The following is a 12,567-nucleotide window of genomic DNA, read 5'->3' as shown; positions in this document are numbered from 1 at the left end:
CTAAGCATGGCAAAAAAATATTTAGGTATGTCTATATTGATTTTATTGCTAATCGTAACTGGATGTACTCCTAATCAAAAAGATAAAACGGAAGTTATACAAAATACGGAGGAAGAAGAAGGTGAGACTGTTATTATTCCAAGTCTCCAGCTAGATGAAACATATTACCGCACTCTTTTTCCATATAAGGAGAGCGCTAGCAGGGGCTTGGTTGTCTCCAATCTTTATACGAAATATGATATGAAAGAAGTCGAATTAGGCCTCTTTAGAATTTCTCAAACAGAGTTTTCTCCAGACAAGTATTTATTCCAAGAGGGACAATATTTAGATAAAAAAACAATATCCTCCTGGCTGGCAAGAAACAGTCAAACAAAGGATGGGTTAAATCCAAGTGATGAGGGGCTTACTGGAGAAGAGAAAGCATTAAAGGCTCCCGTTTATGTGACTCATATTGTGGAGCAAAACTATCTAGAAGTAGTTGATAAAAAGGCAAGGCTGGCTGGAGTCTCAGTAGGAGTTTCGTTAAACTCTATATACTACTATCAAAAAGAACAATATGGAGCAACGTTTGAACAACCTCTAACACAGGAACAGATTAAGAAAAACGGTGAAAGAATTGCAGCTGAAATTGTCAATCGTATGAGACAAATAGAAGGATTAGAGGAAGTACCTATTGTTGTAGGGTTATTTGAACAAAATAGCCGCAATGCTATAGTACCAGGCTCCTACTTCCAATATAGTGTAGCATCAAAAGGAGCTAATTTATCAGATTGGAAGCCAGTCGATGAAGAGTATATTATGTTCCCATCCACTGATGCCGAAAAAAAATATCGTGACTTAAACACAATATTCAGCAACTTTAAGCAAGATGTAGGAATATACTTCTCAAACTATACTAGCGTTATCGGAAGAGGCTACTTTAGAGATCAACAGCTTCAAAAGCTTACGATTGAAATACCTATACAATTTTACGGCACTGCAGAGGTAATAGGCTTTACCCAGCAACTCGCTGTATTAATGAAAAACCATTTCCCTGCCGAGATGAGTGTAGAAATTCAAGTGACCTCTCTAGATGGGGCTGAGGCATTATTAGTAAAAGAAGCTGGAAAAGAGGACGCATTTGTTCATATTTATAACCAGTAATGAAACCAATCGTACTCTGTTCAACTAGTGCGAAAAATGATATGATTGTTGTTATGGTTATTGAATTCGGAGGTGTAAAAATTGGCGAATATTTCAAAAGAAGAAGTAAAGCATGTTGCACATTTAGCTAGACTTGCAATTACAGAAGAAGAGGCAGAAATGTTTGCAGATCAACTAGCTGCAATTACAAAATTTGCGGACGAGCTTAATGAGTTAGACACTACTGATGTCGCTCCAACTACTCACGTATTACCATTAGTGAATGTTCTTCGTGATGACAAATCTGTACCTGGATTAGAGCGTGAAAAAATGATGAAAAACGTAAAAGAAGAAGAAGCAGGACAAGTTAAAGTACCAACTATTATAGAATAAGAAAAAGTAAGGAGGGCATCTGATGACATTATTCAAACATTCAGCAGCAGAGCTTCAAGATCTTATCAAAAAGAAAGAAGTATCTATTCAAGAGCTAACTGCTGAATCCTATAAAAGAATTGATAAAGTAGACGGAGAAGTTCAAGCTTTTCTAGCATTAAATGAAGAGCAAGCTACTGCTCAAGCAAAAGAAATGGATCAAGTTCCTTTCGAGGAAAGAGGCCCCCTTTTCGGATTGCCAATCGGAGTTAAGGACAATATTGTAACTGAAGGCATTGAAACAACATGTGCCAGCAAAATTTTAGAAGGCTTTAACCCTATTTATGATGCAACTGTTGTACATAAATTGCGTGATGCAGGTCTAATTACTATTGGTAAGCTAAATATGGATGAATTCGCTATGGGTTCTTCTAATGAAAACTCTGCCTATAAAAACACACGTAACCCATGGAACTTAAATCATGTACCTGGTGGTTCGTCAGGCGGCTCTGCTGCAGCAGTTGCAGCTGGTGAGGTTCCTTTTTCATTAGGTTCTGATACTGGTGGTTCTATTCGTCAGCCTGCTTCTTTCTGTGGAGTAGTTGGGATGAAACCTACATATGGTCGCGTTTCACGTTTTGGATTAGTAGCATTTGCTTCTTCTCTAGACCAAATTGGACCTGTTACTCGTAATGTAGCGGACAATGCCTTCTTACTAGAGGCTATTTCAGGCTTAGATGCAAACGATTCTACTTCTGCAAATGTAGACGTACCAAGCTTTACTAAATCATTAACAGGTGATATTAAAGGACTCCGTATTGCTGTACCTAAAGAGTATTTAGGACAAGGTGTTGGAGAAGCTTCCAAACAGTCTGTACTTGACGCACTAAAGGTTTTAGAATCTCTTGGAGCAACATGGGAAGAAGTATCCTTACCACACTCTAAATACGCACTAGCAGCTTATTACTTATTATCATCATCTGAAGCCTCATCTAACTTGGCTCGCTTCGATGGCATTCGTTATGGCTTCCGTGCAGACAACGTAGAAAACTTGATGGAACTATATAAAGAAACGCGTGCACAAGGCTTTGGTGACGAGGTTAAACGAAGAATTATGCTTGGAACATACTCGCTAAGTGCTGGTTCTTATGATGCTTATTATAGAAAAGCACAGCAAGTACGTACATTGATCAAGCAAGATTTTGACAATGTGTTTGAAAAATATGATGTAATCATCGGGCCTACTACACCAACACCAGCTTTCAAAATTGGTGAAAATGTAAAAGATCCATTAACGATGTATGCAAACGATATTTTAACAATTCCAGTTAACCTTGCAGGTGTACCGGGAATCTCTATCCCATGTGGATTTGCAGACGGTCTTCCACTTGGTTTACAAATTATCGGTAAATACTTCGATGAAGCAACAATTTATCGTGTGGCACATGCTTATGAGCAAGCAACAAGCTTCCATAAACAAACTCCGCAAATATGGGAGGGAGCAAAATAATGAATTTTGAAACGATTATTGGACTAGAGATTCATGTAGAGTTAAAAACTGATTCTAAAATGTTCTCACCAGCACCAGCTCACTTTGGAGCAGAACCAAATACAAACACACATGTAATTGATCTTGGTTATCCAGGGGTATTACCTGTAGTAAATAAAACAGCAGTAGAGTGGGGAATGAGAGCCGCTCTTGCGCTTAATATGGATATTGCACCTATTACGAAGTTCGACCGTAAAAACTATTTCTATCCTGATAATCCGAAGGCTTACCAAATTTCTCAATTTGACAAGCCGATCGGTGAAAATGGTTGGGTAGAGATTGAAGTAGGCGGCGAAAAGAAACGTATCGGTATCACTCGTCTTCACCTAGAAGAGGATGCTGGTAAGCTTACACATACAAGCAATGGATACTCTCTTGTAGACTTTAACCGACAAGGTACTCCTTTGATTGAGATCGTATCAGAGCCAGATATTCGTACGCCGGAAGAAGCTTATGCTTATCTAGAAAAGATTAAATCCATCATTCAATACACTGGAGTTTCTGACTGTAAAATGGAAGAAGGATCACTTCGTTGTGATGCGAACATTTCCTTACGTCCATATGGTCAAGAAAAATTCGGTACGAAAACAGAGCTTAAAAACTTAAACTCCTTTAACTTTGTACGTCGTGGTCTTGAGCATGAACAAGTTCGACAAGCTGAGGTTCTTTTATCAGGTGGAGTTATTCCACAAGAAACTCGCCGTTATGACGAATCAACTGGTAAAACAATTTTAATGCGTGTCAAAGAAGGCGCGGATGATTACCGTTACTTCCCAGAGCCAGATTTAGTACAAATTGTCATCGATGATGCTTGGAGAGAAAGAGTTCGCTCTGAAATTCCTGAGCTTCCAGATGCTCGTAAAGCACGTTACATTGAAGATTTAGGCTTACCTGCATATGATGCAATGGTGCTTACTTTAACAAAAGAAATGTCTGATTTCTTTGAGGAAACTATTGCCCTAGGAGCAGATGCAAAGCTAGCTTCTAACTGGTTAATGGGTGAGGTATCTGCTTACTTAAATGCCGACCAAAAAGAATTGAAGGATATCAAGCTTACTCCTTCTAATCTTGCTGGCATGATTAAGCTAATCTCAGATGGAACAATTTCATCTAAAATTGCGAAGAAAGTATTTAAAGAGCTGGCGGATAATGGCGGAGACGCTGCTGAAGTAGTAAAAGCTAAAGGCTTAGTACAAATTTCAGATGAAGGCGCTCTTCGTGAAATTGTTACAGCTACATTAGATGCTAACCCACAATCCATTGAAGACTTTAAAAACGGGAAAGACCGTGCAATTGGTTTCTTAGTAGGACAAATTATGAAAGCAACAAAAGGCCAAGCTAACCCGCCTCTTGTTAATAAAATCCTAAATGAAGAAATTGTGAAAAGATAATAAAAGAAGATGACTCCTTAAAGGGGTCATCTTTTTTGTGTATAGTATAAGTAATTATAGATATAATTTGTTAAAAAAACGCCAATAATATATGGTTGATTTCCGCTTTAGACGGACGCTTTCCGCGGGGGGAGCGCTAAGCCATCCCCGCCGCATGCGCGTCGTATGGGATGTCTTATCTGTCTCCCTGCTCCCGCAGGAGTCGCCGTCTGCCGCTACAATCAGCGGTTATGTATAAAAATGGGGAAGTCGTATAGACAACACTCACCCAACTACATAAAGCTTGAACAATTAAATAGTAGATTTCCGCTTTAGACGGACGCTTTCCGCGGGGGGAGCGCTAAGCCATCCCCGTCGCATGCGCGTCGTATGGGATGTCTTATCTGTCTCCCCGCTCCCGCAGGAGTCGCCGTCTGCCGCTACAATCAGCGGTTATGTATAAATGGGAAGTCGTATAGGACAAAACTATTTAACTACATAAAGCTAGAACAATTAAATAGTAGATTTCCGCTTTAGACGGACGCTTTCCGCGGGGGGAGCGCTAAGCCATCCCCGCCGCATGCGCGTCGTATGGGATGTCTTATCTGTCTCCCTGCTCCCGCAGGAGTCGCCACCTGTCGCTACAATCAAAAGTTGAGTATTATTTATAAGCTTATTTTTGTCTTTATTAATAAAGCAAACGTTACTTCAACAAGAATTCCCCAATGTTTTCACACTAATGCTTATTTCTATTTTGACACCACAAAAAGTTGAGAGCTCAAAACTTCTTTTCCATTTTCTGAGACATAAACTCGCACTTCTTTGCCATTTATAATTCTTAAGGGGTTTTTCATGGAAACATATAGTTCTCCTTGCTCATTAGGTTGAAATAAAGTTCCTCCAACCATTGTTCCAAATCGTAACTCTACATTTTCTTTAGGTCCAAAAACAACTCCTTCGCTATTATCTCCTTCAAGTGAAATTTCATAGTTTGCAGTTGGTTTTAATCCCTTTGCTAATACAATTACATCAATAATTCCGTCTTCAATAGAACTGTCATCGATTATTTGCTCAAAGGCAATAGTTACTCTACCTGATCCATCTTCCAAAGGTATATCTTCTGCCATATAAGCTCTGACTTCTGTAACACTTTCTTCATTTGAGCAACCGGTTAACACTAGTCCAAAACCTAATAAAATGATAATAATACTACGCATTAGTATCCCCCTATATTGATTAGCAATTTTTATTTCTATTGTCCAAAATAATTCTTTCTTTTATATTTTAACTTAAATATCCATTTACGATAATATTTAGGGAAAGCCATTTTTCAAATTCCTTAAAGATAGAGGAGAACTAATTTACATTTAATTTACTAACAAAAGGTGCTATGATGAGAGATAATTATGAGGGATAGGGTGATGAGGATGGAGCTTTGTTTTATTGGTGGTGGACATGTTTTAAAGTGTGAACTTAATGATGTTTTGGAAGAATTGGAGTGTAAAATTAATCCTAATGCAAAAGTTTTGATTATACCATTTGCAACAGACGAATCTAGATATGATAGCTGGATGGAAAGCATGAGACAGGCTTTTGCTCGCATTCCTAACGTGACACTTGGTTTATTGCATGAAGAGTTATCAAAAGAAAAAATGGTGGCGATGATTCAAGCGTACGACGTTCTTTATTTTATAGGAGGACAACCCGAGAGATTGCTTCAGGTTATCTTGGATAAAGAGCTGACTGGAACTATTAGTAGCTTTCCAGGATTGATGATTGGCTATAGCGCAGGTGCATTAGCTTTTTGTACTGACTGCATACTGACAAAGGATGAAGACTACCCTGACACAATAGTATTACAAGGATTAGGGTTAGTGGATTTTAGTGTAGAAGTCCATTATCGTCCAGAATCAGATAATGAGCTATTGACTCTATCTAAAGGGAGAACCATCTATGCTCTTCCAGATGGTAGTGCTATCTTTTATAAGGATGGAAACATAGACACAAGAGTAAATAATATCATTACCTTTGAGAATTCGAATAAAAGCATTGTTTAAGAGAAACTGTCTTCTAGGGCAGTTTTTTTGTGTGAAGAAAAAAGTGCTGGTTAGGTCGCATATCAGTAAAGCGAAAAGATTATTTGCCCTAAACCGACAGATTCCAAAATACCAATATAGAAAAACCCCTGCTATCTGACAGGGGCCATTAGCTTTCCTCACCCAGTAAATACCTGATCATTTGGAAATTTATATTTTACCTTTTTTGGTTTAGTCAAAATGAAGAATAAAGTCAGTGGTCCAATCCTTCCTAAGAACATCAATATACAAATTAGGATTTCTCCTATATTTGATAGCTGTGAGGTGACACCCATTGTGATTCCGACCGTTCCAAAAGCTGAGAAAACTTCGAATAGTAATGGAAGTAAAGGTAAGCGCTCCGTTATGGTTAATGCAAAAGCAAATATAAATACTGTTGCCAAGCTTACGGTACAAATAACAAGAGAACGGATAATAATCTCTCTGGATATGGACCTTTTAAACAGCACAGGCTCCTCCTGTTGACGGAAAAATGCGATGGTTGCAGCTATAATGACAATAAAGGTCGTTAGCTTAATGCCGGAAGCAGTGGAGGCACTACCTGCACCAATGAACATCAAAAGCATTGTAAATAATAGAGAAGGGTCCTCCATTAGGCCATAATCGACCATATTAAAGCCGGCAGTTCTCGGAGTTACTGCATTAAAATAAGAAGTCATAATCTTCTCTAGTAAACTCATTTCACCGATTGTATCGTTATTATTAAATTCTAAGATTAATAGAACTAGAGTTGCAAAAGTATTTATACATAGTGTCCCTATAATCATCAGCTTAGTATGGAGTGACCATACTCGAAAGCTATTTTTACGTAATACATCAATTACTACTACAAACCCAATACCTCCAATGATTATAAGGCTCGTGATAAGTAACACTACTATAGGGTCGTTTGTAAAGTCCATTAGGTTATCTGAAAACAAAGAGAAGCCTGCGTTATTAAAGGCGGAAATTACATGAAAAAAGCTATAATAGATTGCATCGACGAAGCCATACTTCGGAATCCAATGGATCGTTAAAAGAATAATAGCCACAGACTCGATACAAACAACAAACAGGAGAATATGTTTAACTAGCTTGACGATACCTCCGATAGAGGGCTGGTTAAAGGATTCCTGCAAATAAATTCTTTGCTGTAGACCAATTTTCTTTCGGAGAAGAATAAGTATAGCGACAGCAAATGTCATTAAACCGATACCTCCACATTGTATCAAAATAAGTAAAACTATTTCCCCGAAAAGCGTAAGAGTACTACCAGGATCAAAAACGCTAAGACCTGTAACAGTGGTAGCAGAAGTTACCAAAAAGAGAGCGTCTACCCATGAGATATACGTTGTCGTCGCTATAGGCAGCTTTATCATAATTGTTCCGATAAATATTAAACAAGCAAAACTACCAGCAATAAGAACTGGCGGTGAAAAAGAGAGCTTCTTTCCCATGTGGCACTTCCTTTTAATGGATATAAAATAATAATTACTTTAATCCTATTAAGATCGGCTGTCAACAACTTGTTTGAAACAAGTTGTTAAACGAAGTATACTAAAGAAAAAGGGGGATTTTTCATTGAAAACAGAACAGCATTACTTTGAAGAAGCTAAAACGTTGGAGCAATATATGAATGATATGACAACGAAAAAAGAGGAATCCTTTAGTATTTATGACCAATTTGAAGTCCCAGCAGATGATGAATTTATTGAGATATTAAAAACAAAAAAACCGCATATACTAGCTATAACTGAAGACTGGTGTGGAGATGCTATGATGAATAATGCGATTATTCGTAAAGTTTCAGAAGCAGCAGGTCTAGAAACCCGTGCTGTATACCGCGATGAAAATTTAGAGCTTATGGATCAATATTTAACGAATGGTGGACGTTCTATTCCTGTTTATTTATTGCTCAATGACAAAGGGGAAGTAATTTCTAAGTGGGGACCGCGTGCAGAGGTCGTTCAAAAATTTGTAATGGACGGTAGAGCGAAATTTCCAGATAAGGAAGATCCTGCTTTTGAAGAAACGCAAAAGAAGTTTTATGAGCAAATGACTCATGAGTTTATGACTAACAATGAATTCCATTTAGCCGTATACGAAGATATTCGTAGTCATTGGCTGCCAATTCTTCAAAATAAATAATCGAGCATTGTTTTTTATGGGAGTCGGCTATAGTCGGCTCTTTCGTACGTTAGGAACTTATTGTGAATAAATATAGTCTTTATAATTAAGAAATTGTAAAGTAGAAAGGAAATCTGTATGAAGCGTGCACGAATTATCTACAATCCAACCTCAGGAAGAGAATTGTTTAAGAAACACTTACCAGGAGTATTGGAGGCTTTAGAAATAGCAGGCTATGAAACATCCTGCCATGCGACCACAGGTGAAGGGGATGCGATTAACGCAGCCAAGAAAGCAGTAGAGAATAAATTTGATATCATAATTGCCGCTGGCGGAGACGGGACTCTCAATGAGGTAGTAGCTGGTGTAAGTGAATTTGAAAATCGCCCGAAAATTGGTGTTATTCCAATGGGAACGACAAATGACTTTGCACGAGCTGTGCATATACCAAGAGATATTCATCGAGCGGTTGAAATTATTATAAAAGGCGACACAATACCAGTTGACGTGGGTAAGGTCAATGACCGTTATTTCATTAACATAGCAGGTGGTGGTCGTATCACTGAGCTTACATATGAAGTGCCAAGTAAACTAAAAACTATGCTTGGACAGCTGGCCTATTATTTAAAAGGAATTGAGATGCTTCCATCCATAAACGCAACTAAAGTCCGTATTGAATACGATGGCGAAGTATTTGAGGATGAAGCTATGATGTTCCTTGTGGGGCTTACAAACTCTGTAGGTGGCTTTGAAAAGCTAGCTCCCAACTCAAGCATTAATGATGGGAAATTCTCCTTACTAATTCTTAAAAAGGTAAATATTGCAGAGTTTATTCGCTTGGCAACACTCGCTATTCGAGGAGAGCACTTAGGAGACCCTCATGTCATTTATGAGAAAGCGACAAATATTAAAGTAACTTCTGACGATAAGGTTCTTCTGAATCTAGATGGTGAATATGGTGGTACCATTCCAGCAACATTCCATAACTTATACAGACATATTGAGGTTTTTGTACCAATCGATGAAATTCGAGAGCAGGACAGACCGTAAAATTATTGAACCCAGCACAATATAAGTGCTGGGTTTTAGTGTAACTTTTTTTATGCAATCCTTCATTATTCATATTTGTTCTAATTTTACTAATAGTATGTTAGGAATCCATCTTTTTAGGGAATAATTTAAAACTAATACTGGATAAGGAATATGAAGGAGTGGAATAGTATGTATAAGAGACAAGAGAAGTATTTGATGTGGCTCGCCTTTGTAGTTGCGGGAATTATGATACTATCGATTGCTGGAAGAGTTTTTGGAGGATGAGGAGGGTTTAGCATGGGAAATGCTGATTCATTATTTTATAGTCGTGTTTTGACAGAGTTGACCTTATCATTTCATATTATTTATGCGACGATAGGCGTTGGTGTTCCTTTAATGATTATGATTGCACAATGGGTAGGTATTAAAAAGAATGATGAACATTACATATTGTTGGCAAGACGTTGGGCAAGAGGATTTGTAATTACGGTTGCAGTAGGAGTAGTTACCGGTACAGCAATTGGTATGCAGCTATCACTTTTATGGCCAAATTTTATGGAGCTAGCAGGTAATATTATTGCACTTCCATTGTTTATGGAAACATTCGCATTCTTCTTTGAAGCAATTTTTCTAGGAATTTATTTGTACACTTGGGATCGTTTTGAGAATCAGAAAAAACATTTATTATTGCTAATTCCTGTAGCAATCGGTGCTTCCTTTTCAGCGGTATTTATCACCATTGTAAATGCTTTTATGAATGCGCCCCAGGGCTTTGATGTAGTAAATGGTGAGCTAGTTAACATTAGCCCCATACTAGCGATGTTCAATCCAGCGATGCCTACAAAGGTAGCACATGTAGTTGTAACAGCTTATATGACATCAGCATTTGTGTTGGCTAGTATAGCAGCCTTTCGTTTGTTAAAGGGATCTAATCATATTTATCATAAAAAAGCTTTATATTTAACGGTAAAGCTCGGATTAATCTTTTCGATTGCGACAGCCATTATCGGTGATTTTTCCGGTAAATACTTAGCGGAGTATCAGCCCGAAAAATTAGCGGCAGCTGAATGGCATTTTGAAACAGAAGAAAATGCTCCACTTATTTTATATGGGGTCTTAGACGATGGAAAAGTTAAATACGCTATTAAGATTCCTTATGCATTGAGTATACTTGCACACTTCAACCCAACTTCAGAGGTTATTGGATTGGACCAGTTCCCAGAGGATGAAACACCTCCGCTATATATACATTATCTCTTTGATATTATGGTGACAATCGGTATGGGATTAGCTGCTCTTTCAGCGCTATATTGGCTAGGTAAACGATTAAAATGGGCATTTGTCGATTCTAAGTTTTATAGATGGCTTCTCGTTTTAGGAGGCCCAGCAGCTATTATAGCAATTGAAGCTGGCTGGTGGCTTGCAGAAGTAGGGAGACAGCCTTGGATATTAAGAGGAATAATGAGAGTAGAAGATGCAGCTACTACGAGTGATCAAGTAGATTTTATGTTAATCCTGTTTGCAGGTCTGTATGTGGTACTTGGAATAGGTAGCGTTGTAGTGCTTACTCGTATGTTCCGAAAAAATCCGGTTGAGCAGGAGATTAAAGATAGAAATTCAGAAAAGGGCGGTGATATTCAATGAGTCTGGAAATCATAGGTCTCACAGTTCTTTGGACATTTCTATTTGGCTATGTAATTGTTGGCTCCATTGATTTTGGTGCCGGTTTCTTTAATGCTTATAGCTTGATAACTGGGAAGCAACATATATTGAGTAATATTATTCAGCGATATTTATCCCCTGTTTGGGAGGTAACAAATGTATTTCTCGTATTTTTCTTTGTAGGAATTATTGGCTTTTTTCCTAAGACAGCTTTCTATTATGGAACAACTCTTCTTGTCCCAGCGGGTATTGCTTTAATATTGCTCGGGATTAGAGGCTCCTATTACGCGTTCGAAACATACGGATCCAGAGGGCATAAAGGGTACTCCTTTATGTATGGTTTATCCGGATTGTTACTACCAGCCTCATTATCAACAGTCCTGACCATTTCTGAGGGTGGTTTTATCGAAATGATTAACGGCTCACCAAGCTTAGATTACAACGCCTTGTTCATCAGCCCCTTAACCTGGTCAATAGTAGCATTAAGTCTTACTTCTGTTTTATATATTTCGGCTGTTTTTTTAACATGGTATGCCAACAAGGCTGGAGATGTAAAAGCAACAAATTTGATGAGAAAGTATGCATTAATCTGGTCTTTTCCAACGATCATTACAGCTGGTGGAATTATTGTAGAATTGCGCTCGCACAACGTGGAGCATTACAATAATATGCTCGATATTTCGTGGGCCTTTGGATTGTCATTCCTATTGTTTTTAGGTACCGTCTGGTTATTATGGAAAAAAAGTAAGTATGGTTTGGCATTTGGATTATTGGCAGGACAATTCTTAATCGCCTTTTTTGCTTACGGCTTTTCCCATAAACCTTATTTGCTTTATCCATATTTAACAATCTATGATAGCTTCACAAATGAGGCAATGGCAATATCCTTAATAATTGTGTTTATACTAGGTTTAGCCTTGTTAATCCCGTCCTTATATCTTTTATTGAAGCTTTTTCTTTTCAATAAAGATTATGTCAAGGGGAAGAAGAATAATCACGCTTAGGAGGAACGAACGCTATGACTGAATTTCTAATTTTTTATGCACCCTTCATCGTACTGATCGGCTCCATTATTATTGCATTTTGGGCATCCACCAAGGATGGCCCAGTTAAGGATGAATAAGTAAAAAGGACCTCATTAGTAGAGGTTCTTTCAGAATGTAGACAAACACTATGAATTTTGGTGCTTTGCCTACAGTTTTTTTTTAAGAGATAAAGCTAGAAACGTTGATCTCCGCTACGAGCGGACGCTTTCCGC

12 protein-coding genes are annotated in these 12,567 nt (G+C 38.0%); 10 read left to right on the top strand and 2 right to left on the bottom strand.

Annotation, left to right across the window (positions count from 1 at the left end):
* Positions 1-6: 6 nt before the first annotated feature.
* The 4 genes from ACQKNZ_RS18385 (at position 7) to gatB (ending at position 4,434) form a co-directional block, all read left to right on the top strand.
* Complete coding sequence (locus tag ACQKNZ_RS18385) at positions 7-1,143, top strand: CamS family sex pheromone protein (RefSeq protein WP_144541626.1); 1,137 nt, start codon at positions 7-9, stop codon at positions 1,141-1,143.
* Positions 1,144-1,224: 81 nt separating this feature from the next.
* A complete protein-coding gene (gene gatC / locus ACQKNZ_RS18380; protein ID WP_427661102.1) occupies positions 1,225-1,515 on the top strand; it encodes an Asp-tRNA(Asn)/Glu-tRNA(Gln) amidotransferase subunit GatC in 291 nt (96 codons plus the stop codon).
* A gap of 22 nt (positions 1,516-1,537) precedes the next feature.
* Complete coding sequence (gatA, locus tag ACQKNZ_RS18375) at positions 1,538-3,004, top strand: Asp-tRNA(Asn)/Glu-tRNA(Gln) amidotransferase subunit GatA (protein WP_144541630.1); 1,467 nt, start codon at positions 1,538-1,540, stop codon at positions 3,002-3,004.
* Positions 3,004-4,434, top strand: coding sequence for an Asp-tRNA(Asn)/Glu-tRNA(Gln) amidotransferase subunit GatB (gatB, locus tag ACQKNZ_RS18370; protein WP_144541632.1), 1,431 nt, complete (start codon positions 3,004-3,006; stop codon positions 4,432-4,434). Before gatA ends, gatB begins: the two co-directional genes overlap by 1 nt.
* A 728-nt stretch (positions 4,435-5,162) precedes the next feature.
* On the opposite strand, the gene ACQKNZ_RS18365 is transcribed toward gatB, so the two are convergent.
* Complete coding sequence (locus ACQKNZ_RS18365; RefSeq protein WP_427661099.1) at positions 5,163-5,630, bottom strand: hypothetical protein; 468 nt, start codon at positions 5,628-5,630, stop codon at positions 5,163-5,165.
* 210 nt (positions 5,631-5,840) lie between these two features.
* On the opposite strand from ACQKNZ_RS18365, the gene ACQKNZ_RS18360 reads away from it, so the two are divergent.
* Positions 5,841-6,470 (top strand): Type 1 glutamine amidotransferase-like domain-containing protein, encoded by a 630-nt coding sequence (locus ACQKNZ_RS18360; RefSeq protein WP_427661097.1) that lies wholly within the window; start codon positions 5,841-5,843, stop codon positions 6,468-6,470.
* A gap of 158 nt (positions 6,471-6,628) precedes the next feature.
* On the opposite strand, the gene ACQKNZ_RS18355 is transcribed toward ACQKNZ_RS18360, so the two are convergent.
* Positions 6,629-7,945 (bottom strand): TrkH family potassium uptake protein, encoded by a 1,317-nt coding sequence (locus ACQKNZ_RS18355; RefSeq protein ID WP_427661095.1) that lies wholly within the window; start codon positions 7,943-7,945, stop codon positions 6,629-6,631.
* Between the two features lie 124 nt (positions 7,946-8,069).
* On the opposite strand from ACQKNZ_RS18355, the gene ACQKNZ_RS18350 reads away from it, so the two are divergent.
* From ACQKNZ_RS18350 to cydS, 5 genes are all read left to right on the top strand, one after another.
* Positions 8,070-8,636, top strand: coding sequence for a thioredoxin family protein (locus ACQKNZ_RS18350; protein ID WP_427661093.1), 567 nt, complete (start codon positions 8,070-8,072; stop codon positions 8,634-8,636).
* A gap of 117 nt (positions 8,637-8,753) precedes the next feature.
* A complete protein-coding gene (locus ACQKNZ_RS18345; RefSeq protein WP_427661091.1) occupies positions 8,754-9,665 on the top strand; it encodes a diacylglycerol kinase in 912 nt (303 codons plus the stop codon).
* 279 nt (positions 9,666-9,944) lie between these two features.
* Positions 9,945-11,291, top strand: coding sequence for a cytochrome ubiquinol oxidase subunit I (locus tag ACQKNZ_RS18340; RefSeq protein WP_427661089.1), 1,347 nt, complete (start codon positions 9,945-9,947; stop codon positions 11,289-11,291).
* Positions 11,288-12,313, top strand: coding sequence for a cytochrome d ubiquinol oxidase subunit II (locus tag ACQKNZ_RS18335; protein WP_154309970.1), 1,026 nt, complete (start codon positions 11,288-11,290; stop codon positions 12,311-12,313). The genes ACQKNZ_RS18340 and ACQKNZ_RS18335 overlap by 4 nt, the downstream gene beginning before the upstream one ends.
* Before the next feature lie 14 nt (positions 12,314-12,327).
* A complete protein-coding gene (gene cydS / locus ACQKNZ_RS18330) occupies positions 12,328-12,432 on the top strand; it encodes a cytochrome bd oxidase small subunit CydS (protein WP_404814919.1) in 105 nt (34 codons plus the stop codon).
* Positions 12,433-12,567: the final 135 nt, after the last annotated feature.

The sequence above is a fragment of the Psychrobacillus sp. NPDC093200 genome (assembly GCF_050280345.1).
GTDB lineage: Bacteria > Bacillota > Bacilli > Bacillales_A > Planococcaceae > Psychrobacillus > Psychrobacillus faecigallinarum.
The sequence above is the reverse complement of the archived record's forward strand: the minus strand, read 5'-3'. Positions and strand labels throughout refer to the sequence as shown.

Excerpts from the sequence above, each read along its gene's own strand:
- ACQKNZ_RS18365 (WP_427661099.1), bottom strand. The coding sequence starts at position 5,630 with ATGCGTAGTATTATTATCATTTTATTAGGTTTTGGACTAGTGTTAACC.
- ACQKNZ_RS18335 (WP_154309970.1), top strand. The coding sequence starts at position 11,288 with ATGAGTCTGGAAATCATAGGTCTCACAGTTCTTTGGACATTTCTATTT.
- ACQKNZ_RS18385 (WP_144541626.1), top strand. The coding sequence starts at position 7 with ATGGCAAAAAAATATTTAGGTATGTCTATATTGATTTTATTGCTAATC.
- ACQKNZ_RS18355 (WP_427661095.1), bottom strand. The coding sequence starts at position 7,945 with ATGGGAAAGAAGCTCTCTTTTTCACCGCCAGTTCTTATTGCTGGTAGT.
- gatA (WP_144541630.1), top strand. The coding sequence starts at position 1,538 with ATGACATTATTCAAACATTCAGCAGCAGAGCTTCAAGATCTTATCAAA.
- cydS (WP_404814919.1), top strand. The coding sequence starts at position 12,328 with ATGACTGAATTTCTAATTTTTTATGCACCCTTCATCGTACTGATCGGC.
- ACQKNZ_RS18340 (WP_427661089.1), top strand. The coding sequence starts at position 9,945 with ATGGGAAATGCTGATTCATTATTTTATAGTCGTGTTTTGACAGAGTTG.
- ACQKNZ_RS18360 (WP_427661097.1), top strand. The coding sequence starts at position 5,841 with ATGGAGCTTTGTTTTATTGGTGGTGGACATGTTTTAAAGTGTGAACTT.
- gatB (WP_144541632.1), top strand. The coding sequence starts at position 3,004 with ATGAATTTTGAAACGATTATTGGACTAGAGATTCATGTAGAGTTAAAA.
- ACQKNZ_RS18345 (WP_427661091.1), top strand. The coding sequence starts at position 8,754 with ATGAAGCGTGCACGAATTATCTACAATCCAACCTCAGGAAGAGAATTG.